This is a genomic window from Streptomyces sp. NPDC002076, from assembly GCF_053593835.1.
Genome location: NZ_JBSFDI010000028.1, coordinates 1 through 23,289 on the forward strand (window position 1 = coordinate 1; position 23,289 = coordinate 23,289).

The following is a 23,289-nucleotide window of genomic DNA, read 5'->3' on the forward strand; positions in this document are numbered from 1 at the left end:
AAACGCCCGGTTACATTCCGAACCCGGAAGCTAAGCCTCACAGCGCCGATGGTACTGCAGGGGGGACCCTGTGGGAGAGTAGGACGCCGCCGAACTCCTTTTACAGCTCCGGCTCTTGGGCACTGCCCAGGGGCCGGAGCTTTTTTGCGTTGAGGTAAGGTCAGGGGGCATCGTTGGCTCGTTTCGCACAGGAGGCCCCCGGGTGGAGGTCCAGGAGACGCGTGTCCAGACGGACCGTGTCCTCACCATCCCCAACATCCTCAGCATGGCCCGGCTCGTCGGCGTACCCGTCTTCCTGTGGCTGATCCTCAGGCCCGAGTTCGGGGGTCCCAAGAGCGACGGCTGGGCCCTCCTCGTGCTGGCCTTCAGCGGGATCAGTGACTACCTGGACGGCAAGCTCGCCCGGCGCTGGAATCAGATCAGCAGCCTCGGCCGGCTGCTCGATCCCGCCGCCGACCGACTCTATGTCCTTTCCACGCTGGTCGGTCTCACCTGGCGGGAGATCCTCCCGCTCTGGCTGACCGCCCTCCTGCTCGCGAGAGAGCTGATGCTTCTGGTGATGGTGGGCATCCTCCGCCGGCACGGGTATCCGCCGCCCCAGGTGAACTTCCTCGGGAAGGCAGCCACCTTCAACTTGATGTACGCCTTCCCGTTGTTGCTCCTTAGCGATGGCAGCGGTTGGATCGCGTCACTGGCCGCTGTTTTCGGATGGGCGTTCGCCGGATGGGGTACAACGCTCTACTGGTGGGCAGGAGTGCTCTACGTGGTACAGGTCCGCCGTTTGGTTCGGGCGGACGCCATGGCCGATTGAGCTCGGCGATTGTCCCGGACGTTACGCCACGATGGCCCGCGGTGGAAAAGTGCGGGACAATCTGGACGGGTGAAGTCGGCTAGACCGTCGTCTCTTGTGAGGAGGACGCTTCCGACATGAAGGCCGTCGTGATGGCCGGGGGCGAAGGCACCCGCCTGCGCCCCATGACCTCTAGCATGCCCAAGCCGCTCCTGCCTGTGGCCAACCGCCCGATCATGGAGCATGTGCTACGGCTGCTCAAAAGGCACGGGCTCACCGAGACCGTCGTCACTGTGCAGTTCCTGGCATCGCTCGTCAAGAACTACTTCGGTGACGGCGAAGAGCTCGGGATGGAGCTCACCTATGCCAATGAGGAGAAGCCACTCGGTACCGCCGGAAGCGTCAAGAACGCCGAAGAGGCGTTGAAGGACGATGCCTTCCTCGTCATCTCCGGTGATGCCCTGACCGACTTCGACCTCACGGAGCTGATCAATTTCCACAAGGAGAAGGGCGCGCTGGTCACGGTCTGTCTGACCCGGGTGCCCAATCCGCTGGAGTTCGGCATCACCATCGTCGACGAGGAAGGCAAGGTCGAGCGTTTCCTGGAGAAGCCGACCTGGGGGCAAGTCTTCTCCGACACGGTCAACACGGGCATCTATGTCATGGAGCCCGAGGTATTCAACTACGTCGAACCCGATGTTCCGGTCGACTGGTCCGGTGACGTTTTCCCGCAGCTGATGAAGGAAGGCAAGCCGATCTACGGCTTTGTCGCCGAGGGCTACTGGGAGGACGTCGGCACCCACGAGAGCTATGTGAAGGCCCAGGCCGATGTGCTGGAGGGCAAGGTCAACGTCGACATCGACGGCTTCGAGATCTCTCCGGGTGTCTGGGTGGCCGAGGGTGCCGAGGTGCATCCCGATGCCGTGCTCCGGGGGCCGCTGTACATCGGCGACTACGCGAAGGTCGAGGCCGGCGCCGAGATCCGGGAGCACACCGTCGTCGGCTCGAACGTCGTCGTCAAGAGCGGCGCCTTTCTGCACAAGGCAGTCGTGCACGACAACGTGTACGTCGGGCAGCACAGCAATCTGCGCGGCTGTGTCGTCGGCAAGAACACCGACATCATGCGTGCCGCGCGGATCGAGGACGGGGCGGTCATCGGTGACGAGTGCCTGATCGGCGAGGAATCGATCGTTCAGGGCAACGTCCGGGTCTACCCGTTCAAGACCATCGAGGCCGGTGCCTTCGTCAACACGTCCGTTATCTGGGAGTCCAGAGGGCAGGCCCATCTGTTCGGCGCCCGGGGTGTGTCCGGCATCCTGAACGTCGAGATCACGCCGGAACTCGCCGTGCGGCTGGCAGGCGCCTACGCGACCACCCTCAAGAAGGGCTCCACGGTCACCACGGCCCGCGACCACTCCCGAGGCGCCCGAGCGCTCAAGCGGGCGGTCATCTCCGCCCTGCAGGCCAGCGCGATCGACGTGCGCGACCTGGAGAACGTACCGCTGCCCGTGGCCCGGCAGCAGACCGCGCGCGGCAGCGCCGGCGGCATCATGATCCGGACCTCGCCGGGAGTGCCGGACTCGGTCGACATCATGTTCTTCGACGGCAACGGCGCCGACCTGTCGCAGGGCAGCCAGCGCAAGCTGGACCGGGTCTTCGCGCGGCAGGAGTACCGGCGGGCGTTCCCCGGAGAGATCGGCGACCTGTACTTCCCGGCGAGCGTCTTCGACTCCTACACCGGATCGCTGCTGCGGAACGTCGACACGACCGGGATCGCCGAATCCGGCCTGAAGGTCGTCGTCGACGCCTCCAACGGCAGCGCCGGTCTGGTGCTGCCCAGCCTGCTCGGCAAGCTCGGGGTGGACTCCCTGACCATCAACCCCGGTCTTGACGAGTCCCGGCCCACGGAGACGGAGGAGATGCGGCGCAAGGGGCTGGTGCGGCTGGGCGAGATAGTCGCGTCCTCGGGGGCCGCGTTCGGTGTCCGGTTCGACCCCGTGGGCGAGCGGCTGTCGCTCGTCGACGAGAAGGGCCGGATCATCGAGGACGACCGCGCGCTGCTGGTGATGCTGGACCTGGTGGCCGCGGAGCGGCGCAGCGGCCGGGTGGCACTGCCGGTGACCACGACCCGGATCGCCGAGCAGGTGGCCGCCTATCACGGCACCCAGGTCGAGTGGACCACCACCTCGCCCGACGACCTCACGCGCGTCGGCGGCGAGGAGGGCACCATCTTCGGCGGTGACGGCAAGGGCGGGTTCATCGTCCCCGAGTTCAGCAGCGTCTACGACGGCACGGCGGCCTTCGTACGGCTGATCGGGCTGGTGGCGCGCACCCAGCTCACGCTGAGCCAGATCGACGCGCGGATCCCGCGGGCGCATGTCCTCAAGCGGGACCTGGCCACGCCGTGGGCCGTCAAGGGTCTGGTCATGCGGCGGGTGGTCGAGGCCGCAGGGGATCGCTTTGTCGACACGACGGATGGTGTGCGGGTCGTGGAGACGGATGGGCGCTGGGTGATGGTGCTGCCCGACCCGGCCGAGGCCGTCACCCATCTGTGGGCCGAGGGACCAGACGACGCCTCGGCGCAGGCCCTGCTGGACGAGTGGTCGGCCGTAGTGGACAGCGCCGGGAGGTAAGGACGGACGGTGAGACCGGGCGGTGGGAGTACCTGCCACCGCGCGGCAAAACCCACGCACGCGCGCGTGCCGGACAAGTGTCCCCCAAGGGGGCCTGTCCGGCACGCCGGTGGGGCCATTCGGAGGTACTCCGCGCGACATGCGACGATGTGCGGCATGCCGCAGCAACCCCCCGTTCGGAGCAGCCCCACGCGGGCGCAGCGCCCGGACGCCTCCATGTCGTTGATCACCAACGTCATGGACCACAGTCTCGACGACGGGTATGCCGAGGCCGCCGCCCGCAAGAAGTCCCAGGGCGAGGGCGGCCTGCCCAGGACCCTCAGGGCGAAGCTCGGCCTTGCGGCCGGCCTGGTCCTCGCGGCGCTGGTCGTGACCGTCGGGGCGGCGCAGACGCGGGCAGCGGCGCCCGTGGTGGCCAAGGAGCGACAGGAGCTGATCGACCGCATCGACAGCGAGACCGCGAGCGCGGACAAGCTGGAGGGCACGGTCGACCGGCTCCGGGACGACGTCGGCGCGCGCCAGCGGGCGGCGCTGAAGTCGAGCGGCGGCAGTGCCCAGGCGGACCTGGTGGGCGTGCTGTCGGGGGCCACGGCGGTCCACGGTCCGGGCGTCAAGCTAGTCGTGGACGACGCCAAGGAGGCCAGCACCGGCGGTGACGGCACCAACCCGCGGGAGACCTCCGGATTCTCCGACACCGGCCGGGTCCGGGACCGGGACATGCAGCGCGTGGTGAACGGGCTGTGGGAGTCCGGCGCCGAGGCCATCTCCATCAACGGGCAGCGGCTGACCGCCCTGTCCGCGATCAGGGCCGCGGGGGACGCGATACTGGTCGACAACAGACCGCTGGTGCCGCCGTACACGGTGCTGGCGGTGGGGGACGGGGAACGGTTGAACACCGGGTTCCAGAACAGCGCGGACGGTCTGTATCTGCACGCCCTGGAGCAGAACTTCGGCATCCGCACCACCATCTCCACGGAGGGTGACATACGGTTGCCCGCCGCACCGAGTGTGATCGTACGCACAGCACAGCCGAGCACCGAGAAGACTGAGAAGGGCACATCGTGATCGCCGTACTGGGCCTCGTCGTGGGAGTCGTGGCCGGCCTGTTGGTCCGGCCCGAGGTTCCGGCGGTCGTCGAGCCTTATCTGCCGATCGCCGTCGTCGCGGCGCTGGACGCCGTCTTCGGCGGTCTGCGGGCCATGCTCGACGGGATCTTCGACGACAAGGTCTTCGTGGTGTCGTTCCTGTCGAACGTGGTCGTCGCCGCGCTGATCGTGTTCCTCGGCGACAAGTTGGGCGTGGGTGCGCAGCTGTCCACGGGTGTCGTGGTCGTCCTCGGCATCCGGATCTTCTCCAACGCCGCGGCGATCCGGCGGCACGTGTTCCGGGCGTGACACCGATGAGCGAGCAGAACGAACGGAACGAGCAGCCGGAGCAGCCGGAGAACCGCCTGCGCAAGGAACTGCCCGAGGAGGTGCCCGCGCGGGCACCGGAGCCGGCGCCGGAGCAGACGGGGGAGCGGCCGCTGACCGGCCGGCAGCGGCTGGTCAAGGGACTGTGGCCGCCGCGTTTCACCCGGGCCCAACTCATTGTCGCCCTGCTGCTGTTCGGCCTCGGCTTCGGCCTGGCGGTGCAGGTGGCGTCCAACAGCGACACCGACAGCGCGCTGCGCGGCGCCCGTCAGGAAGATCTTGTTCGCATTCTCGATGAACTGGATTCGCGCACTCAGCGTCTTGAGGACGAGAAGCAGGGACTCGAAAAGCAGCGCCAGGAACTGCAGAGCAGCTCCGACCAGGCGGCGGAGGCTCGCAAGCAGACAGCCGAGAAGGAGAGGCAACTCGGCATCCTGGCGGGCACCGTGGCGGCGCAGGGTCCCGGCATCACGATGACGATCGAGGACACGAAGGGGACGGTCAAGGCGGACATGCTGCTCGACGCGATCCAGGAGCTGCGCGCGGCCGGTGCGGAGGCGATCCAGGTCAACGGGGTCCGGGTGGTCGCAGGCACCTACTTCACGGACTCCGGCAACAGCATCGGCGTCGACGGGAACAAGATCAACGCCCCCTATCGTTTCAAGGTCATCGGCAAGCCGCAGGACCTGGAGCCGGCGCTGAACATTCCGGGAGGCGTGGTGCAGACGCTGGAGAAGGAGCAGGCCACGGTGACGGTCCAGCAGTCGGGCAAGATCGTCGTGGACGCCTTGCGACAGGCGAAGCGGCCTGACTACGCTCGGTCGTCCTCCCAGTGAACCGGCGGTGCATGGGGGACGTCCGGCAGGGGCATGAGGTTGCGGGGGGTCGGCGCACCGAAGGGGTGGTGCGTGGTGGAAACTGTCTGGTGGATACGGACGTTGTGAGAATGTCCGGCTCGGCCGGTGAAGGCAATCAGGGTTCGTCCTGCCCCACGGGCGGGTCTGTTTCGGTCAAGGGGAATCGCCCGTGAAGTTGTTTGCGAAGTTGTTCCGCAAGAGCGCGCGAGAGGGCAGCGACAACGCGACCGCTCGTCATCGCGCACAGCCCGACGCGGAGGGCCAGCGCCCGCTGTTCCGGGACCAGGTCGCTGGTCCGGGCGGTGACATTTCCGGAGGTCAGAGCGGGGCGTCGGTTGACCCTGCCCAGTCCGGCGGCATAGGTTTCGGGCAACCGTCAACCTCAGGTGCGGGTGGAGGGTTCGCCCCCGGTCCGTACGCGTCCAACGCCCCGGCGGGGCAGCCGCAGGAGGATCCGTCCATGTCGGTCCTGGTGTGTACGAGGTGCGGTAACCGCAACGCGGAGAACGCCCGCTTCTGTTCCAACTGTGGCGCGCCGCTGCGCCCTGGAGTGGCGCCGGAGCGTGCCTCCGAGACGACGTCCACGATCTCGATCTCCGGTCTCGAAGCCTACGACGCCGAGGTCACCGGCCAGACGCAGATGCCGATGCTGTCGCCCGAGGCGCAGGCCGCGGTGGACGCGCTGCCGATGGGCTCGGCGCTGCTGGTGGTGCGCCGGGGGCCGAACTCGGGCAGCCGCTTCCTGCTGGACAGCGACCTGACCACGGCCGGCCGCCATCCGCAGAGCGACATCTTCCTGGACGACGTCACGGTCTCGCGTCGGCACGTGGAGTTCCGGCGCTCCCCGGACGGCTCGTTCACCGTGGCCGACGTGGGCAGTCTGAACGGCACGTACGTCAACCGCGAGCGGATCGACCAGGTCGCTCTGTCGAACGGTGACGAGGTGCAGATCGGCAAGTACCGGCTGGTGTTCTACGCGAGCCGGCAGGGCATCTGACCCGCCCCCGGACCGGTGTCCGGGGGGACCCCCAGGGAAGGTCCATGCTTCAAACACCGAGCGGCGGTGCCGGAAGCGGTACCGCCGCCAGGGACAGTGGGCTGATGAGCATCGGCACGGTGCTGAACGCGCTGCGCGACGAGTTCCCCGAAGTCACCATCTCCAAGATCCGTTTCCTGGAGTCGGAGGGGCTCATCGAGCCACAGCGGACCCCTTCGGGGTACCGCAAGTTCAGCGCCGGGGACGTCGAGCGCCTGGCGCATGTGCTGCGGATGCAGCGGGACCACTATCTGCCGCTCAAGGTGATCCGCGAGCACTTGGACGCCATGGAGCGGGGCGAGGCCGTCCAGCTGCCCGTCGTGGGTCGTCAGCGCCCTGGTGAGGAGGTTGCGGAGCCGGCCGCGGTGCCCACGGTGGCCCGGATCGGCAGGGCCGAGCTGCTGGCGGCCGCGGAGATCGACGAGGGCGACCTCAAGGAGTGGGAGTCGTACGGGCTCATCGCTCCGCTGGCGGACGGGGCGTACGACGCCGAGGCGGTCACCGTGGCCTCTCTCGTGGCCGAACTGGGCCGGTTCGGGATCGAGCCGCGCCACCTTCGGGTGATGAAGGCGGCCGCCGACCGCGAGGCCGGTCTGGTCGACCAGGTGGTGGCCCCCCTCAGGCGCCACCGCAACCCGCAGACGAGGGCCCATGCCGAGGCTCGGGCGAAGGAGCTGGCGGCACTCACGGTGAAGCTGCACGCGGCACTGGTGCAGACCGCTCTCGGGGTGCGGCTGCCCTGAACAGGGGGGCAGTGATCGGCCGGATCGGCCACCTGTTCCCGGCCCGACTACCCAAACGTCCCGAGCACGGCCTAGGGTTGCTGTGTGAACGAGCTCGATGTCGTAGGTGTCCGGGTCGAAATGCCCTCCAACCAACCGATCGTGCTCCTGCGCGAAGTGGGAGGCGACCGTTACCTCCCCATCTGGATCGGGCCGGGGGAGGCGACGGCGATCGCGTTCGCCCAGCAGGGCATGGCCCCCGCCAGGCCGCTGACCCACGACCTGTTCAAGGACGTGCTGGAGGCGGTCGGCCAGGAGCTGACCGAAGTACGCATCACCGATCTGCGTGAAGGTGTTTTCTACGCGGAGCTGGTCTTCGCCAGCGGCGTCGAGGTCAGCGCCCGCCCCTCCGATGCCATAGCGCTGGCCCTGCGCACCGGAACGCCGATCTACGGCAGTGACGCGGTGCTGGACGACGCCGGCATCGCCATTCCGGACGAGCAGGAGGACGAGGTGGAGAAGTTCCGCGAGTTCCTCGACCAGATCTCGCCCGAGGACTTCGGCACCAGCAGCCAGTGAGATCGAACGGCCGGTGAGCGTCGGCGCCCCCTGTGCGGGCAATTGCCACCGGCCATTGAGAGCGTCCTACGGCCTCCCCCGAACGCATTCGGCTAGCCTTTCCCCGCGGTGGGACACGGGAAACCACTCCTAGGGTGATTATCACTCGGCGTGCCGAGTGTGGCGATCGTTGACGCACCCCTGGTGACTGCCTACCGTCGTGAAGGCAGGTCAAGGACGGAGGTCGGCGTGAGAACCAGCGGCGACGGTACGGCTGGGGGTGCCCCCGGACGCGGGTTCGGGGAGAGCGGTCCGTACCCTCCCCCTAGCTCTCAGCTGCGTTCGAACAGGGGGTACCCCCAACCGAGCAGCGCGGTCGCTCACGCTCCGCAGCGGCCGACGGTGGTGCCGAACGGCGGAGGGGCGGCGTCCATGGCGGCGGAACAGATCGGCTACCGCGGGCCCACGGCCTGCGCGGCCGCGGGCATCACCTACCGGCAGCTGGACTACTGGGCGCGCACCGGCCTGGTCGAGCCGAGCGTGCGGCCCGCGTACGGATCGGGGACACAGCGGCTGTACAGCTTCCGCGACGTCGTCGTCCTGAAGATCGTCAAGCGCTTCCTCGACACCGGGGTCTCGCTGCAGAACATCCGCACGGCCGTGCAGCACCTCAGGGAACGCGGTTTCCGTGACCTGGAGCGGATGACCCTGATGAGCGATGGCGCCACGGTGTACGAGTGCACCTCGCCGGACGAGGTCCACGCCCTGCTCCAGGGCGGTCAGGGCATCTTCGGGATCGCCGTCGGCGTGGTGTGGCGGGACGTGGAAAGCGCGCTCTCCCAGCTGCACGGTGAGCGCATCGACACCGGCGAGACGCTGGTCGGGCACAACCCCGCGGACGAGCTGGCGCGGCGCCGCAACCGGGCGGTCTGAGCGCCAGGCGCCGCAGCCGTCTCCCGGTGCCACGGCGTTGTCAGTGCCGTGGTGCAGCATCGGAGATGTGAGAAACGCGCCCACGATCCTGCATCTCGACATGGATGCCTTCTACGCCTCGGTGGAGCAGGCATCCAAGCCGAGCCTGCGCGGGAAGGCGGTCGTCGTGGGCGGGCTCGGGCCGCGCGGGGTGGTGGCCACCGCGTCGTACGAGGCACGCGCCTACGGGGTCCACTCGGCGATGCCCATGGCGCAGGCGCGCAGGCTGGCCCCCAACGCCGCGTATCTGGTGCCGCGCTTCACCGTGTACCGGTCGATCAGCGAGCAGGTGATGGCGCTGCTGCGGGAGCTGTCGCCGCTGGTGGAGCCGCTCAGCCTGGACGAGGCGTTCGTGGATCTGGAGGCCGGGGGGAGAGCCTGGGACGAGGAGTCGGCGCGGCTGGTCGGGATCAAGCTGCGCGCGGACATCCGGGCGGTCACCGGGCTGACCGGATCGGTGGGGCTCGCCGCCTCCAAGATGCTCGCCAAGATCGCCTCTGAGCAGGCCAAGCCGGACGGCCTGGTGCTCATCGAGCCGGGATCCGAGCGGGCGCTGCTGGGGCCGATGCCGGTGCGGACCCTGCCGGGGGTCGGGCCCGCGACCGGGGACCATCTGCGCCGGGCCGGGATCACCACGGTCGAGGAGCTGGCCGAGGCGGGCGAGGACGAGCTGGTGCGGCTGCTGGGCAAGGCACACGGGCAGGCGCTGTACGCCATGGCCCTGGCCCATGACGAGCGGCCCGTGGTGGCCGAGCGTGAGGCGAAGTCCGTGTCGGTCGAGGACACCTACGACGTGGACATCCACGACCGGCTGCGGATCGGGCTGGAGGTGCAGCGGCTGGCCGACCGGTGTGTGGGGCGGCTGCGCGGAGCCGGGCTGTCGGGGCGGACGATCGTGCTGAAGGTGCGCAGGTACGACTTCTCGACCCTGACCCGCTCCGAGACGCTCAGAGGGCCCACGGACGATCAGGCGGTCGTGCGGGAGGCGGCCGCGCGGCTCCTGGACTCCGTGGACACGACGGGTGGGGTACGGCTGCTGGGCGTGGGTGTCTCCGGGCTCGCCGACTACACCCAGGAGGACCTGTTCGCGCAGGCGATGCCCTCGCCGGCGGCGGAGACGCCGGAGGAGGCCGGGGCCGAGGTTGTCGTGGAGCGGCCGGAGCCCGTCGAGAGGCACTGGCGTGCGGGACAGGACGTAAGGCACGCCGAGCACGGGCACGGGTGGGTGCAGGGGAGTGGGCTGGGGCGGGTCACCGTGCGGTTCGAGACGCCGCAGTCCCTTCCGGGGAGGGTGCGGACGTTCCTTGTCGGTGATCCTGCGCTGGAGCCCGCCGAGCCGCTGCCGTTGGTCGCGGAGGCCTCCGATCAGGTTTCCTCCGACCCCGCCAGCTTGCCGAAGTCGTGGTCCGGGGCCGAGGGAGGTGATGCCACGTCCAGACCGTAGTGGTGGTAGAGCTGGAGTTCCTGCTCGGGGGAGAGATGGCGGCCCACGCCGAAGTCGGGGGCGTCCTTGATCAGGGCGCGGTCGAAGGGGACGTGCAGGGAGCCTTCGATCAGTTCGCTCGGTTCCAGGGGGACGAAGGCGTCTCGGGAGAACAGGCCGGTGCGTATCGCCGCCCACTCGGGCACTCCGGTCGCGTCGTCGAGGTACACCTCGTCGATGGTCCCGATCTTGGTGCCATTGCGGTCGAACGCCTTGCGGCCGATCAGGTTGCGCGGATCGATGTCGGTCTGCACGGTCCCTCTCCCTCCACGTGGTCGCAACTCATCCGTAAGCACTACGAAAGAGCACATTCAGGGAGGCGGCCACTCGAGGGCCTCGTTGTTGACCTCGCTGGTAGGCTGACAGCGGCTGCTGACACCGTGCGGGAGAGTCCTCCGACCACCTCGGAGGCGCCGAAGGAGCAAATCCTCCCCGGAATCTCTCAGGCTCACGTACCGCACGGACGAGGTCACTCTGGAAAGCAGGGCGGGCGTCGACGGCTCCCGCTCTCACCGACGGTGAAAGCCGGGACATACCCGGTGAAGCTCTCAGGTTGAGATGACAGAGGGGGAGGCCGTCGGGGCACCCGCACCGTGGTGCCCTTCGAAGGTCGCGTCAGACCAGGAGGCCTCCGCAATGACCGCCCATCGCATTCCGCTCCCGGAGCTCGAAGCGGGCATCCCGTTCGAGCAGCGCCACATCGGGCCCGACCAGGAGGCGCGGGCCAAGATGCTCGCGCAGGTCGGCTACGGCTCGCTGGACGAGCTCACCGCCGCGGCGGTGCCGGATGTGATCAAGAACGCCGACGCCCTCGACCTGCCGGGCGCCCGCACCGAGGCCGAGGTGCTCGCCGAGCTGCGCTCGCTGGCCGACCGCAACCAGGTCCTCGACTCCATGATCGGGCTGGGCTACTACGGGACGTTCACCCCGCCCGTCATCCTGCGCAACGTCATGGAGAACCCGGCCTGGTACACGGCCTACACGCCGTACCAGCCGGAGATCTCCCAGGGCCGCCTCGAGGCCCTGCTGAACTTCCAGACGATGGTCGCCGACCTCACCGGGCTGCCCACCTCGGGCGCCTCCCTGCTGGACGAGGGCACCGCCGCCGCCGAGGCCATGGCGCTGTCCCGGCGCATGGGCAAGAACAAGAAGGGCCTGTTCCTGGTCGACGCGGACGCGCTGCCGCAGACCATCGCCGTCATCCAGACCCGCGCCGAGCCGACCGGTGTCGAGGTCGTCGTCGCCGACCTCGGCGACGGCATCCCGGCCGACATCGCCGCGCGCGAGATAAACGGCGTGCTGATCCAGTATCCGGGCGCCTCCGGTGCCGTACGCGACATCAAGCCGGTCATCGACCAGGCCCACGAGCTGGGCGCGCTCGTCACCGTCGCCGCCGACCTGCTCGCGCTGACCCTGCTGACCTCGCCGGGCGAGCTCGGCGCGGACATCGCCGTCGGCACCACCCAGCGCTTCGGTGTGCCGATGGGCTTCGGCGGTCCGCACGCCGGCTACATGGCCGTGCACGAGAAGTTCGCGCGCAGCCTGCCCGGCCGGCTGGTCGGTGTCTCCGTCGACGCCGACGGGAACAAGGCGTACCGGCTCGCGCTGCAGACCCGTGAGCAGCACATCCGCCGTGAGAAGGCCACCAGCAACATCTGCACCGCGCAGGTGCTGCTCGCCGTGATGGCCGGCATGTACGCCGTCTACCACGGTCCGGAGGGCTTGCAGACCATCGCCCGCCGCACCCACCGCTACGCCACGATCCTCGCCGAGGGACTGAAGGCCGGCGGCGTCGAGATCGTGCACGGCGCCTTCTTCGACACCCTCACCGCGCGCGTGCCCGGCAAGGCCGCCGAGATCGTCGCCGCCGCCCGGGACCACGGCGTCAACCTGCACCTGGCCGACGCCGACCACGTCTCGATCGCCTGCGACGAGACGACCAAGCGGGCTCAGGTCGCCGCCGTGTGGTCCGCCTTCGGCGTCGAGGGCGACATCGAGGCGCTGGACGCGACCGCCGAGGACACCCTCCCCGAGGCGCTGCTGCGCACCGACGCCTTCCTCACCCACCCGGTCTTCCACCAGCACCGCTCCGAGACCGCGATGCTGCGCTACCTGCGCAGGCTGGCCGACCGCGACTACGCGCTCGACCGCGGCATGATCCCGCTGGGCTCCTGCACCATGAAGCTCAACGCGACCACGGAGATGGAGCCGGTCACCTGGCCCGAGTTCGGCCAGCTGCACCCCTTCGCCCCGGCCGAGCAGGCCGAGGGCTACCTCACGCTCATCCGCGAGCTGGAGGAACGTCTCGCCGAGGTCACCGGCTACGACAAGGTCTCCCTCCAGCCGAACGCCGGTTCCCAGGGCGAGCTGGCCGGTCTGCTCGCCGTGCGCGGCTACCACCGCGCGCGCGGTGACGAGCAGCGCACCGTCTGCCTGATCCCGTCCTCCGCGCACGGCACCAACGCCGCCAGCGCCGTGATGGCCGGCATGAAGGTCGTCGTCGTCAAGACCGCCGAGGACGGCGAGATCGACGTCGAGGACCTGCGCGCCAAGATCGAGCAGTACCGCGACGAGCTGGCGGTGCTGATGATCACCTACCCGTCGACGCACGGTGTGTTCGAGGAGCACGTCGCGGACATCTGCGCCCGGGTCCACGAGGCCGGCGGCCAGGTCTACGTCGACGGCGCCAACCTCAACGCCCTGGTCGGCCTCGCCAAGCCGGGCCACTTCGGCGGTGACGTCTCCCACCTGAACCTGCACAAGACCTTCTGCATCCCGCACGGCGGCGGCGGTCCCGGTGTCGGCCCGGTCGCGGTCCGCTCGCACCTGGCGCCGTACCTGCCGAACCACCCGATGCAGCCCGCCGCGGGCCCGGAGACGGGCGTCGGCCCGATCTCGGCCGCCCCCTGGGGTTCCGCCGGCATCCTGCCCATCTCCTGGGCGTACGTCCGTCTGATGGGCGGCGAGGGCCTCAAGCGCGCCACGCAGGTGGCCGTGCTGTCGGCGAACTACATCGCCAAGCGCCTGGAGCCGCACTACCCGGTGCTCTACACCGGCCCCGGCAACCTGGTCGCGCACGAATGCATCATCGACCTGCGTCCGCTGACCAAGGCGACCGGCGTGAGCGTGGACGACGTGGCCAAGCGCCTGATCGACTACGGCTTCCACGCGCCGACCATGTCCTTCCCGGTGGCCGGCACTCTGATGATCGAGCCGACGGAGTCCGAGGACATCGCCGAGCTGGACCGGTTCTGCGACGCGCTGATCGCCATCCGCGCGGAGATCGAGAAGGTCGGCGCGGGCGAGTGGCCGGCGGAGGACAACCCGCTGCGGGGCGCCCCGCACACCGCCGCCGCGCTCGGCGGTGAGTGGACGCACGCCTACAGCCGTGAGGAGGCCGTCTTCCCGGCCGGTGTCTCGGCCGCCGACAAGTACTGGCCGCCGGTCCGTCGTATCGACCAGGCCTTCGGCGACCGCAACCTGGTGTGCTCCTGCCCGCCGCTGGACGCGTACGAGGACTGACGCCGTCGAGTACGAGGACTGAGCAAGCGGTGCCACAGGGCCCCGTCCGGATTCCGGGCGGGGCCCTCGCCGTGTCATGCCGTCGCCAGGGACACCTCGGTCGCCTTGATCAGGGCGACCACGTCCGAGCCCACGAAGAGCCCGAGATCGGCCACCGCGTCCTTGGTGATCGCCGCGGTCAGTTCACCGCCGTCGACGGTGATCTTGACGGTGGCCATGACGGTGCCGGTGGTGAGGCCGGTGACCGCGCCGGGAAGCTGGTTGCGGATCGACAGGCCCGTCACCCGCTGGGTGGCCAGGGAAACCTCGGTCGACTTCACCAGAGCGCGGACGGGCGAGCCAGGGGCGAGGGAGAGGTCCTCGGCGGACTCCTTGGTGATGGCCGCCATGAGGTGCTGGCCGCCGTCCAGACGGAGTTCGACGGTGGCCATGGCCTCGCCCGGGTGGACGGCGGTGACGGTGCCGGGGAGCTGGTTGCGGATGCTCAGGGTCATGGGCACTCACGGTAGAGCGCCCACCCGTTCAGGCCGGGTATGCGTGCGTCTGCGCCGCTTTGACCGTCGCCCAGACGGCAGCGCCCGGATGCAGATCGAGCTCGGCGGCGGCGACCGTGGTGATATCGGCGGCGAGCGCGAGTTCGCCGGCGAGGTCGGCGCGGATCTGGTCGCCGTGCGTCTCCAGGCCGGCCACCTCGCAGCGCCAGAGGTTACGGGCGCTGGCGCCGGTGGGCCGGTCCCGGAAGAGGGTGACGGCGGACGGCGGGAACGCCACAAACGCCGGGCCGGACAGCTTCTCGGTGGTAGTGATCGACGGGCCCGCGTCGAGTCGTACGGTGTGCCCGTCCGCCCGGCCTCGGTAGAGGTTGAGGCCGACGAGCTGGGCGATGTAGTCGGTGCGCGGATGGCGGGCGATGTCGGCGGGGCCGCCCTCCTGGACGACGCGGCCGTGCTCTATGACGACCAGCCGGTCGGCGAGCACCATGGCGTCCAGCGGGTCGTGCGTGACGAGTACGGCCACGGCCTCGAACTCGGCCAGGTGGCGGCGGAGTTGGGCGCGGACCTCCAGGCGGGTGCGGGCGTCCAGCGCGGCGAGTGGTTCGTCCAGGAGCAGCAGCCGGGGGCGGGTGGCCAGGGCGCGGGCCAGGGCCACGCGCTGGGCCTGACCGCCGGACAGGCGGCGCGGCTTGGCGCTCGCGTGGTCGGCCAGGCCCATGCGCTCCAGCCAGGCCGCGGCCTGTGCGCGGGCCTCCGCTTTGCTCGCGCCCCGGCAGCGGGGGCCGAAGGCGACGTTGTCCAGGGCGGAGAGGTGGGGGAAGAGCAGATAGTCCTGGAAGACGACGCCGACCGGGCGGGAATCCGGGGGAGTGTGCTCCAGCGCGGTGCCGTCCAGGCGGAGATGGCCGTCGGTCAGAGGGGTGAGACCGGCGAGGGCGCGCAGGGCGGTGGTCTTGCCGGCGCCGTTGGGGCCGAGGAGGGCGAGGACGTCTCCGGGGGCGGCGGTCAGGGCCACGTCGAGTTCGAAGGAGCCGCGGTCCACGACGAGCCGGGCGTCGAGTCCCTCCTTGCCCACCGTCCGGAGGTCGGCTTCGGGGGCGTCGATGTCGGTCATGGGTCTGTACGTTGGCACACGCCCCGGGTCGGCTGCCACGCTCACGCTCCCGTCAGCCAGCGGTCCCGCAACCCCGCCAGCACCGCGATCGACACCGCCAGCAGGACCAGGCTGAGGGCGATCGCGGCGTCGGGGTCGTTCTGCAGGGCCAGGTAGACCGCGAGGGGCATGGTCTGGGTGCGGCCGGGGAAGTTGCCCGCGAAGGTGATCGTCGCGCCGAACTCGCCGAGCGCACGCGCCCAGGCCAGGACCGCGCCGGCCGCGATGCCGGGCGCGATCAGCGGCAGGGTGACCCGGCGGAACGCGGTGAAGCGGGACGCCCCGAGCGTGCTCGCCGCCTCCTCGAAGCGCGGGTCGGCCGCGCGCAGGGTGCCCTCGACGCTGATGACCAGGAACGGCATCGCGACGAACGCCTCCGCGATCACGACCCCGGTGGTGGTGAACGGCAGCGTGATCCCGAACCAGGCGTCCAGCGACTTGCCGATCACGCCGTTGCGGCCGAGGGCCAGCAGCAGCGCCACACCGCCGACCACCGGTGGCAGCACGAGGGGCAGTGTCACCAGGGCCCGTACGAGGCCCCGGCCGGGAAACTCCGTACGGGCCAGCAGCCAGGCCAGCGGCACCCCCAGGACGAGACTCACGGCCGTTGCCGCTGTGGCGCTGACCAGCGACAGCTGGAGCGCCTGCCACACCTCCGTGCTGGACAGCTGGTCCGGCAGGCTGCGCCAGGGCGCGCGGATGATCAGCGCGACCAGCGGCACCAGCAGGAACGCCAGCGCCAGCAGGCCCGGCAGCAGCAGCGGCAACGGCACCCCGCGCCGGCCCCCCGTGCCGACGCGGCGACGCCGCGGCCGGTCCGTGCGGGGACCGGTCGCGGCGTCGGGCTGGTGGAGCGGGGTCACGGCTTGAGGAACCCTGCCTCGCTGAGCACCTTCTGGCCCTCGGCGGACTGCACCAGGGCGATGAACGCCTTGGCCGCCTGGGCGTTCGGCGCGTTCTTCAGCAGGACGATCGGGTAGGCGTTGATCGCCTCGGCGGACTCGGGGAACTCCACGCCCTGCACCTTGCCACCCGCGGACTTCACATCGGTCTTGTAGACGACCGCCGCGTCGGCCTCCTTCAGCTCCACCTTGTTGAGAGCGGACTTGACGTCCTGCTCGTAGGAGACCGGGGTGAGCTTGAGCTTGGCGGCGTCCAGGGCCTTCTGCGCGGCGGCGCCGCACGGCACGGTCTTGTCGCACAGCACGACCTTCAGACCGGACTTGGTGAGGTCCTTCAGGGAGGACACCTTGCTCGGGTTGCCCGGCAAGGTGGCGATCTCCAGCTGGTTGCGCACGAAGGTGGCCGGGGTGCCGACCGCGTCCTTCTTGGCCGTCACGATCGCCATGGTCTTGGGGCTGGCGGCGGCGAAGACGTCCGCCGGCGCACCGCCGGTGATGCTCGCTGCGAGGGTGTCGCTGCCGCCGAAGTTGAAGCTGACCTTGGTGCCCGGGTGCTGCTGCTCGAACTCCTTGCCCAGGGTCGTGAAGCTCTCCTTCAGGGAGGCGGCGGCGAACACGGTGACGTCGCCGGACAGCTTCGGGGACGCGGAGTTCGATGTGTCCGACTTCGCGTTGGACGAGTCCGAGGACGAGGAGCAGGCGCTGAGTGCCATCAGGGCGGCGGCTCCCGCACCGGCCAGCTGCAGCATCCGCCGGGTCCGGCGCACGGAACGGGTCATCACGGATCTACTCCTCAGGTTCTGTGGAACGACTGTCGCGCCCTGGCACGGCCGGAAGGACCGGCCGTGCGGCGATGATACTGCCGCATCTGCCAGCCGTAAGTCTCCTGTCTCATCGCATGAGCTGCGAACTTGTGACTTGCAGCTTGCATGTGCGTTTGCACGGTGCGCCGAGGCGGGTACCGTGCTTCGGGAGGTGGTCGCAGGTGACGCTCGCGGAACTCGCCCTGACCGGCGATCTGGCCCGCCCCGCCCGCCTGACCGTGCCGGACCTGCTCCGCTGGCCGCAGCACCGGGTGGACGTCAGCTTCGAGTGCGCGACCAGTGGCATCCAGCACCACCGGTTCGCCGGCCCGCGCCTGTACGACGTGCTCGCCGACGCGGGGCCCGGCTTCGACCCGGCGCGCCGCAAGGACCGGCTCCGCTTCCTCATCGCCGTCACCGGGACGGACGGCCACCACGCCCTGCTGTCCTGGGCCGAGATCGACCCCGACTTCGCGGACGCGCCCGTCCTGCTGGGCGTGCGCATCGACGACACCCCGCTGGACGCGGCCGGGCCCCAACTGGTGCTCCCACAGGACCGGTGCGGGGCCCGGCACATCAGCGGGATCACGGCGATCCGGGTGGACGGCGGCTACCGCTGTGCCGCTCCAGCGCCCGCCACACCCGGTCACGCAGCAGCGGCACCTCGGTGAACCGCACGCCCGCGGCGGCGCCCGAGGGGCTCGGCGGCGCGCCGGCGCGGGCGCGTTACGCCCTCGCCTCGACCCGCGCCACCGCGCCCGACGCCTCCCGCCTCACCGACGCCGGTTCCTCACCACCCTCGACGCCCTGCTCACGGGGGTGCCGGCCGATGTGCGAGCCGCCTTCAGCCGTGCGGTCCTCGGTCCGTTGCTGAAGGCCGACCGGCCCGCCACCGCCGTGCTGCTGAGCACCCTGGAGACCTTCCTGGCCTGCGACGGCTCCTGGGTACGTGCGGCGCAGGCGCTGCATCTGCACGTCAACGCCGTGCACTACCGGGTGGAGCGCATCGAGCGGCTCACCGGGCGCGATCTGTCCCGGCTGCGGGACCGGCTCGACCTGTGGGCGGCGTTGGTGTGCCGGTGACGGCAGCCGTGTGGCGGGTCAGACGCGGTCGATGTGCACGTTGGTGGACTTCACCCGCGCGGTGGCTTCCATGCCGACCTCCAGGCCCAGTTCCTCGACGGCCTCCCGGGTCAGCAGCGACACCAGCCGGTGTGGGCCCGCCTGGATCTCCACCTGGGCCGCGACGTCACCGAGCTTGATCGCCGTGACGATGCCGGGGAAGGCGTTGCGCACGGAGGTGTAAGAGGTGTCCTCTTCGCCGGCGCCGGCCTTGGCCAGCTCGACCGAGAACGCGGCGAGATCCCTGCCGTCGATGAGCCGGCGCCCGGACTCGTCGCGATGGGTCGCCACCCGGCCCGCGTCGGCCCAGCGACGGGCGGTGTCCGGGCTGACGCCGAGCAGCCGTGCCGCCTGGCCGATCGTGTAGGACTGCATGGCGGTCACGATAGGGCCACGCGGGGGGAACCGTGGACATGGGGTTGGCCGTTGGGTATAACGCGATATAGCGTTAGTCTGGGACGACGGCCCCCGACGGGGACGTGCTGAATCGGGGTGAAGCTATGGCGGCCGAGCTGCTGCACACGGAGATGCCGTCCCGGCTGCGTGCCTCGCACGCGGACCGGGACCGGGTGGTGGACGTCCTGACGTGCGCCGCGGGCGACGGCCGGATCACGGCCGAGGAGCTGGACGAGCGCGTGGCGGCCGCCCTGTCCGCGCGCACGCTCGGCGAGCTGGCGGCGCTCACCGCCGATCTGCCGCACGTGGCCTGCGCCGCACCGGCCAAGGACGTCGTGCGGATCGAGCAGCAGGGCGCATCGGCCGTGCGCGCGGGCGGCTGGGCGGTGCCGCGCCGCATGGAGATCGCGTCGGCCTGGGGAGACGTGACCCTCGACTTCTCCAGCGCGGAGATCACGCATGAAACCCTCCGCATCGACGTCGGCATGCGCGGCGGCACCCTGCGGCTGATCACCCGGCCCGGTGTCGTCGTGGACGCCGACGCGCTGGTGATCGGCTACGGCAAGACCAAGGTGCGGTCCGCCGGCGATCCCGGGGAGCAGGCCGTGCTCCGCGTGGAGATACACGGCCGGCTCAGCCTGGGGTGTCTGGAGGTGCGGCCGCCCCGGCGCTGGTTCGGCAGGTAGACCGCCCCGCCGCCTTCTGCCGCCGTCGGGGCCGCCCGGTCTCAGCCGGTGTGCACCCGCGGCCGGCGTTCCCGGTTCGGTTCGGCCTCGCGCAGGACCTCGCGGGTGACCGGGGCGACCTCGCCCTGGCCGAAGAGGAAGAAGCGGAGGAAGTTGGCGAAGGGATTGCCCTCGGTCCACTCGAAGTAGATGTGCGGGGTGCAGCCCGTCATGTCGCGCGCATGGAGGAGGAGCGCGGCGAGAGCGTTGGGGATCGAGGAGGACTCCAGGGTCAGCACGCGGTAGCGGTCGTGCAGGACCTCGCCGCGCACGGTCAGGCCCGCCTCGAACTCGGAGGGGTCGGTGACCGTGACCTCGACGAAGACGAAGTCCTCCTGCTCCGGCATGTCGTTGTCGGCCCGGATCTGCTCGACCTTGTCGCGGTACTCGGCCTTGTCGCGATGGCCGGGCTCGTTCGCGATGAAGCGTATCTTCCGGCTGGCCATGTCCCGGATGAAGCGTTCCGCCATCGGGTCCAGAGTCAGGCTGGTCACGCGCAGTTCGAAGGCACGGGCGAGCCGGGACAGCAGCGAGACCAGGATGATGCCGACGATGAAGCAGGCGCCGATCTTCACACCGTCCGGGCGCTCGATGACGTTCACCACGGTCGTGTAGAGGAACACGGCGGAGATCACGGCGAACCCGATGGTCCACTTGCGCTGCCCCGCCTTGCGGGCGGCGATGGTCACCGCGATCGCCGCCGAGCTGATGAGCACCAGCACACCGGTGGCGTAGGCGCCCCCCTGCGCGTCGACGTTGGCGTCGAACAGCCAGGTGACCAGGAAGGCGATGAGCGTGAAGACGATGACCATCGGGCGCACGGCGCGGGCCCAGTGCGGGGCCATGCCGTAGCGGGGCAGATAGCGCGGCATCAGGTTCAGCAGGCCGGCCATCGCGGAGGCGCCGGCGAACCACAGGATCGCGATGGTCGAGATGTCGTAGACCGTGCCGAAGGCGCCGCCGAGGTACTCGTGCGCGAGGTAGGCGAGCGCGCGCCCGTTGGCCTGGCCGCCGGTCTTGAACTCGTTCGCCGGGATGAGCAGCGTGGTGATGAAGCTGGACGCGATCAGGAAGGCGCTCATGATCAGCGCAGCCGTGGTCAGCAGCTTCTTCGTGTCCCGGATCCGGCCGGTCGGCTTCTCCTCGGTGTCGTCCGGGTCGCCCTGGACGTGCGGCATGACGGCGACGCCGGTCTCGAAGCCGGACAGGCCGAGCGCGAGTTTGGGGAAGACGATCAGGGCCAGGCCGATCATCACGAAGATGTTGCCGTGCTGCGCGGTCAGCGCACTGGACCAGTCGGTGATCACATGCCCCGCGGTGACCACATGGTAGAGGCCGACGATCACGACGACGACGTTCAGCGCGAGGTAGACACCGACCAACGCCGTCGCGACGCCGATCGCCTCCAGGAAGCCCTTGAGGAACACCGCGCCCAGCAGCGCCACCAGGATCAGAGTGATCAGCATCTGCTGTCCGTGCAGGGCGCTGGCCAGATGCGGGTTCTCGATCAGGTGGGTGGAGGCGTCGGCGGCCGACAGGGTGATGGTGATCAGGAAGTCGGTGGCGGCGAAGCCCAGCAGCGTGAGCACGAAGAGCTTGCCCTGCCAGAAGGACAGCAGCCGCTCCAGCATGGCGATCGAACCCTCGCCGTGCGGGCTCTCCTCGGCGACCCGGCGGTACACCGGAAGCGCGCCGGCCAGGGTGACGATGACGAGGACGATGGTCGCGATCGGCCCCAGCAGTCCCGCCGCGAGCGCCGCGATGCCCGGCTGGTAGCCGAGGGTGGAGAAGTAGTCGACACCGGTCAGGCACATGACGCGCCACCAGCGCTGGCCCTTGTGCGGGGGTTCCGGCTCGGCGTGAGGCCCGGTGTGGCCGCCGTGCTTGCCCATGTCGGAGAGCCCCTCCAGCATCCAGTTGCGCAAGCGACTGGGAGGGGGGTGCTCGGTCGTGGCCATCAGTGGGCTCCTGTGTGCGGCTCAGCTTGTTTCCGGCCATCACGCGGACGGCGGGCACCAGCGTATGCAGAGAGTGACGCCTGGGCCCACGGATCCGGGGTGGGCGGGCGTCAATCTTGCGTTAAGAATGGCGCGGGAGCGGCAGAGCTCCATCAAGAAGGGGAGGCCGGAGAGGTTCGCCGGGAGCACGGCCGCCCGGTCGACCGCCCATGGTGCGGAGCCGGAGGCGGCCACCGAGTGTCATGGTCCCGGGAGCCGTGAAGTGCCACCGATGGTCGGGTCGCAGAGCCTTGGACGCACCGCCTCATTCCATGCCGGAGGCCCGGAACACCGCCCGGGCCGTCTCCCGGTCGAGGCGGCGGGCGAGGCCGCGCAGGGCGGTCGGGCCGCACAGGAGGGTGCCGGCGGCCTCGGACACCCGGGCGCCCGCGTCGAGCAGATGCCACAGGTCCGGGTTGCGGATCAGGACCTCGGGGTCGATCTCGGCCCGGTTGCCGAGGGCGTCGCGCAGGACCAGGCGCCGCGCGACGCCGTCCAGCGGGCGCACCGCGACAAGCAGATCGGTGCGGACGCGGCGGGTGCGCAGCGGACGGCGCGCGGCAGGCCAACCCGCACCGGCCGAGACCGACGCCGGGGGCAGCACGAGGAACAGGAACAGGGCGAGGAACAGGAACAGGGCGACGCCCGCCCACAGGGCGCCGCGCCACCAGGTGAGGGTGCCGGCCGCCCGGTCGATGAGGAGCAGCAACCCGAGCAGCACGGCCGCGCACCGGAGCGACGCACACACATCCGCTGCCCAGGCACGGTCGTACGCCGTGCCGGCGGTGCCGGTCGGGTACGAGCCCGTGAGCCGGGTGTGAGTGTCGTCGCGGTGCCTCATGCCTGAGACGGTAGACAGTCCTGGTCCCGCCGGAGCACGGCCGCAGCAACTCCTTGACCGTGCTCTGACGGCAGGCGGGCCGTTCTTGACGCAACCCCAGCGCGCCCGGCGCATCAAGACCCTGGATTCCGCACCGAGGCCCTGGGCTCCGCGGCACCTCATCGCGCCGTCATCGCGCCCGGGCCGGCCTCACAGGCGCCGGATGTCCATGCGCAGATGCCAGGTGTTGCGCCGGTGGACGGACAGCAGCTCCGACTCCAGCGGGGACGGCGGCACCGCGAGCACCGGGCAGACCGCGTGCGCCAGGCAGTGCCGGGAGACGCGGCCTGAGAAGGCGCGCTGCAGACCGCGCCGGCCCGCGCCCACCACCAGGACGTCGTTGTCCCGGTCGGCGGTCGCCACCAGCGCCGGGCCGGCGGCGCCGCGGACGACGACGGCGTGCATCGGCACACCGGGGGCGTCCCCGCCGAAGATCTCCTCCAGTACCAAGGCCAGCCGCTGTCCGGCCAGCCGCTGCCAGTCCTCCACCAGCAGACCGGCGGCGGGGGAGCGGCGCGCGGCGGGGTCACCGCCCGGCGGCTCCCAGGCCAGCACCGGCCACAGTTCCGCGCCCAGCCGGCGGGCCAGCGCGGTGGCCCGCCGCAGGGCCGTGACGCTGCCCAGGGAGCCGCTCACACCGACCACCACCCGAGCCGTCGTCGAGGCGTCGTAACCGGACATCACTCCACCGTTCCTCGCGGGCGACGCCGGGGCGTCTCGCGCGCGGTCGTGCCCGCCCTGCAAGGCCCTTGCTTCCTTCCATCCCACTCCCGTACCGGCGATTCGACCAGTGGGGCGGCGGTGTCTTTCCCCGGCGGCCGGCACGTCCGCT

At 70.4% G+C, this 23,289-nt stretch carries 23 protein-coding genes, 1 rRNA gene and 1 riboswitch; of the genes, 15 read left to right on the plus strand and 9 right to left on the minus strand.

Annotated elements, in window-relative coordinates:
• From rrf to ACWCQS_RS39245, 11 genes are all read left to right on the plus strand, one after another.
• Nucleotides 1–95, plus strand: a 5S ribosomal RNA gene (rrf, locus tag ACWCQS_RS39195); the annotation flags it as partial.
• A gap of 107 nt (nt 96–202) precedes the next feature.
• Nucleotides 203–811 (plus strand): CDP-alcohol phosphatidyltransferase family protein, encoded by a 609-nt coding sequence (locus ACWCQS_RS39200; protein ID WP_228616882.1) that lies wholly within the window; start codon nt 203–205, stop codon nt 809–811.
• Nucleotides 812–927: 116 nt separating this feature from the next.
• On the plus strand, nt 928–3,423 hold the full coding sequence (locus ACWCQS_RS39205; protein ID WP_388632389.1) for a sugar phosphate nucleotidyltransferase: 2,496 nt from the start codon (nt 928–930) through the stop codon (nt 3,421–3,423).
• Between the two features lie 156 nt (nt 3,424–3,579).
• Nucleotides 3,580–4,488 carry a DUF881 domain-containing protein gene (locus ACWCQS_RS39210; RefSeq protein ID WP_451008921.1) on the plus strand — a complete coding sequence of 303 codons (909 nt, stop codon included), beginning with the start codon at nt 3,580–3,582 and terminating at the stop codon, nt 4,486–4,488.
• Nucleotides 4,485–4,817, plus strand: coding sequence for a small basic family protein (locus ACWCQS_RS39215; protein ID WP_003988855.1), 333 nt, complete (start codon nt 4,485–4,487; stop codon nt 4,815–4,817). Before ACWCQS_RS39210 ends, ACWCQS_RS39215 begins: the two co-directional genes overlap by 4 nt.
• Before the next feature lie 5 nt (nt 4,818–4,822).
• Nucleotides 4,823–5,671, plus strand: a complete 849-nt coding sequence (locus ACWCQS_RS39220) for a DUF881 domain-containing protein (RefSeq protein WP_451008922.1) — start codon at nt 4,823–4,825, stop codon at nt 5,669–5,671.
• A gap of 481 nt (nt 5,672–6,152) precedes the next feature.
• Nucleotides 6,153–6,689, plus strand: coding sequence for an FHA domain-containing protein (locus ACWCQS_RS39225; RefSeq protein WP_450985471.1), 537 nt, complete (start codon nt 6,153–6,155; stop codon nt 6,687–6,689).
• 44 nt (nt 6,690–6,733) lie between these two features.
• Nucleotides 6,734–7,471, plus strand: a complete 738-nt coding sequence (gene ftsR / locus ACWCQS_RS39230) for a transcriptional regulator FtsR (protein WP_451008923.1) — start codon at nt 6,734–6,736, stop codon at nt 7,469–7,471.
• 84 nt (nt 7,472–7,555) lie between these two features.
• Nucleotides 7,556–8,029 carry a bifunctional nuclease family protein gene (locus tag ACWCQS_RS39235; RefSeq protein WP_053666762.1) on the plus strand — a complete coding sequence of 158 codons (474 nt, stop codon included), beginning with the start codon at nt 7,556–7,558 and terminating at the stop codon, nt 8,027–8,029.
• A 228-nt stretch (nt 8,030–8,257) separates the two neighbouring features.
• On the plus strand, nt 8,258–8,941 hold the full coding sequence (locus tag ACWCQS_RS39240; protein ID WP_388632400.1) for a MerR family transcriptional regulator: 684 nt from the start codon (nt 8,258–8,260) through the stop codon (nt 8,939–8,941).
• Nucleotides 8,942–9,008: 67 nt separating this feature from the next.
• Complete coding sequence (locus ACWCQS_RS39245; RefSeq protein WP_451008924.1) at nt 9,009–10,424, plus strand: DNA polymerase IV; 1,416 nt, start codon at nt 9,009–9,011, stop codon at nt 10,422–10,424.
• Here the strand turns inward: ACWCQS_RS39245 and ACWCQS_RS39250 are convergent.
• On the minus strand, nt 10,346–10,717 hold the full coding sequence (locus tag ACWCQS_RS39250; RefSeq protein ID WP_388632405.1) for a PRC-barrel domain-containing protein: 372 nt from the start codon (nt 10,715–10,717) through the stop codon (nt 10,346–10,348). The genes ACWCQS_RS39245 and ACWCQS_RS39250 overlap by 79 nt on opposite strands.
• 119 nt (nt 10,718–10,836) lie before the next feature.
• Nucleotides 10,837–10,931, plus strand: a riboswitch (glycine riboswitch).
• A 168-nt stretch (nt 10,932–11,099) separates the two neighbouring features.
• Here ACWCQS_RS39250 and gcvP point away from each other — a divergent pair.
• On the plus strand, nt 11,100–13,985 hold the full coding sequence (gene gcvP / locus ACWCQS_RS39255) for an aminomethyl-transferring glycine dehydrogenase (protein WP_451008925.1): 2,886 nt from the start codon (nt 11,100–11,102) through the stop codon (nt 13,983–13,985).
• 74 nt (nt 13,986–14,059) lie between these two features.
• Here gcvP and ACWCQS_RS39260 read toward each other — a convergent pair whose 3' ends face one another.
• From ACWCQS_RS39260 to modA, 4 genes are read right to left on the minus strand one after another with little or no spacing between them, the layout of a single operon-like run.
• Nucleotides 14,060–14,479, minus strand: a complete 420-nt coding sequence (locus ACWCQS_RS39260; protein ID WP_451008926.1) for a TOBE domain-containing protein — start codon at nt 14,477–14,479, stop codon at nt 14,060–14,062.
• A gap of 28 nt (nt 14,480–14,507) precedes the next feature.
• The gene (locus ACWCQS_RS39265; protein WP_451008927.1) at nt 14,508–15,593 is read right to left on the minus strand and encodes an ABC transporter ATP-binding protein; all 1,086 of its coding nucleotides are present in this window, start codon (nt 15,591–15,593) and stop codon (nt 14,508–14,510) included.
• 41 nt (nt 15,594–15,634) lie between these two features.
• A complete protein-coding gene (gene modB / locus ACWCQS_RS39270; protein WP_451008928.1) occupies nt 15,635–16,495 on the minus strand; it encodes a molybdate ABC transporter permease subunit in 861 nt (286 codons plus the stop codon).
• Entirely contained in the window at nt 16,492–17,313 is an 822-nt protein-coding gene (gene modA, locus ACWCQS_RS39275; protein ID WP_451008929.1) for a molybdate ABC transporter substrate-binding protein, read from the minus strand. The genes modB and modA overlap by 4 nt, the downstream gene beginning before the upstream one ends.
• A 206-nt stretch (nt 17,314–17,519) precedes the next feature.
• Between modA and ACWCQS_RS39280 the strand changes: the two genes are divergently transcribed.
• Together ACWCQS_RS39280 and ACWCQS_RS39285 are read left to right on the plus strand one after the other, a co-directional pair.
• Nucleotides 17,520–18,008 (plus strand): molybdopterin-dependent oxidoreductase, encoded by a 489-nt coding sequence (locus ACWCQS_RS39280; protein WP_451008930.1) that lies wholly within the window; start codon nt 17,520–17,522, stop codon nt 18,006–18,008.
• Between the two features lie 160 nt (nt 18,009–18,168).
• Nucleotides 18,169–18,420 carry a PucR family transcriptional regulator gene (locus ACWCQS_RS39285; protein WP_451008931.1) on the plus strand — a complete coding sequence of 84 codons (252 nt, stop codon included), beginning with the start codon at nt 18,169–18,171 and terminating at the stop codon, nt 18,418–18,420.
• 18 nt (nt 18,421–18,438) lie between these two features.
• On the opposite strand, the gene ACWCQS_RS39290 is transcribed toward ACWCQS_RS39285, so the two are convergent.
• On the minus strand, nt 18,439–18,834 hold the full coding sequence (locus ACWCQS_RS39290; protein WP_451008932.1) for a TOBE domain-containing protein: 396 nt from the start codon (nt 18,832–18,834) through the stop codon (nt 18,439–18,441).
• A gap of 125 nt (nt 18,835–18,959) precedes the next feature.
• Between ACWCQS_RS39290 and ACWCQS_RS39295 the strand changes: the two genes are divergently transcribed.
• A complete protein-coding gene (locus ACWCQS_RS39295) occupies nt 18,960–19,541 on the plus strand; it encodes a DUF1707 SHOCT-like domain-containing protein (protein WP_451008933.1) in 582 nt (193 codons plus the stop codon).
• 41 nt (nt 19,542–19,582) lie between these two features.
• Here the strand turns inward: ACWCQS_RS39295 and ACWCQS_RS39300 are convergent, their stop codons facing one another.
• The 3 genes from ACWCQS_RS39300 to ACWCQS_RS39310 form a co-directional block, all read right to left on the minus strand.
• Nucleotides 19,583–21,538 carry an APC family permease gene (locus tag ACWCQS_RS39300; protein WP_451008934.1) on the minus strand — a complete coding sequence of 652 codons (1,956 nt, stop codon included), beginning with the start codon at nt 21,536–21,538 and terminating at the stop codon, nt 19,583–19,585.
• Between the two features lie 304 nt (nt 21,539–21,842).
• On the minus strand, nt 21,843–22,418 hold the full coding sequence (locus ACWCQS_RS39305; protein ID WP_451008935.1) for a hypothetical protein: 576 nt from the start codon (nt 22,416–22,418) through the stop codon (nt 21,843–21,845).
• A 189-nt stretch (nt 22,419–22,607) separates the two neighbouring features.
• Complete coding sequence (locus tag ACWCQS_RS39310) at nt 22,608–23,138, minus strand: universal stress protein (RefSeq protein WP_451008936.1); 531 nt, start codon at nt 23,136–23,138, stop codon at nt 22,608–22,610.
• Between the last annotated feature and the right edge of the window lie 151 nt (nt 23,139–23,289).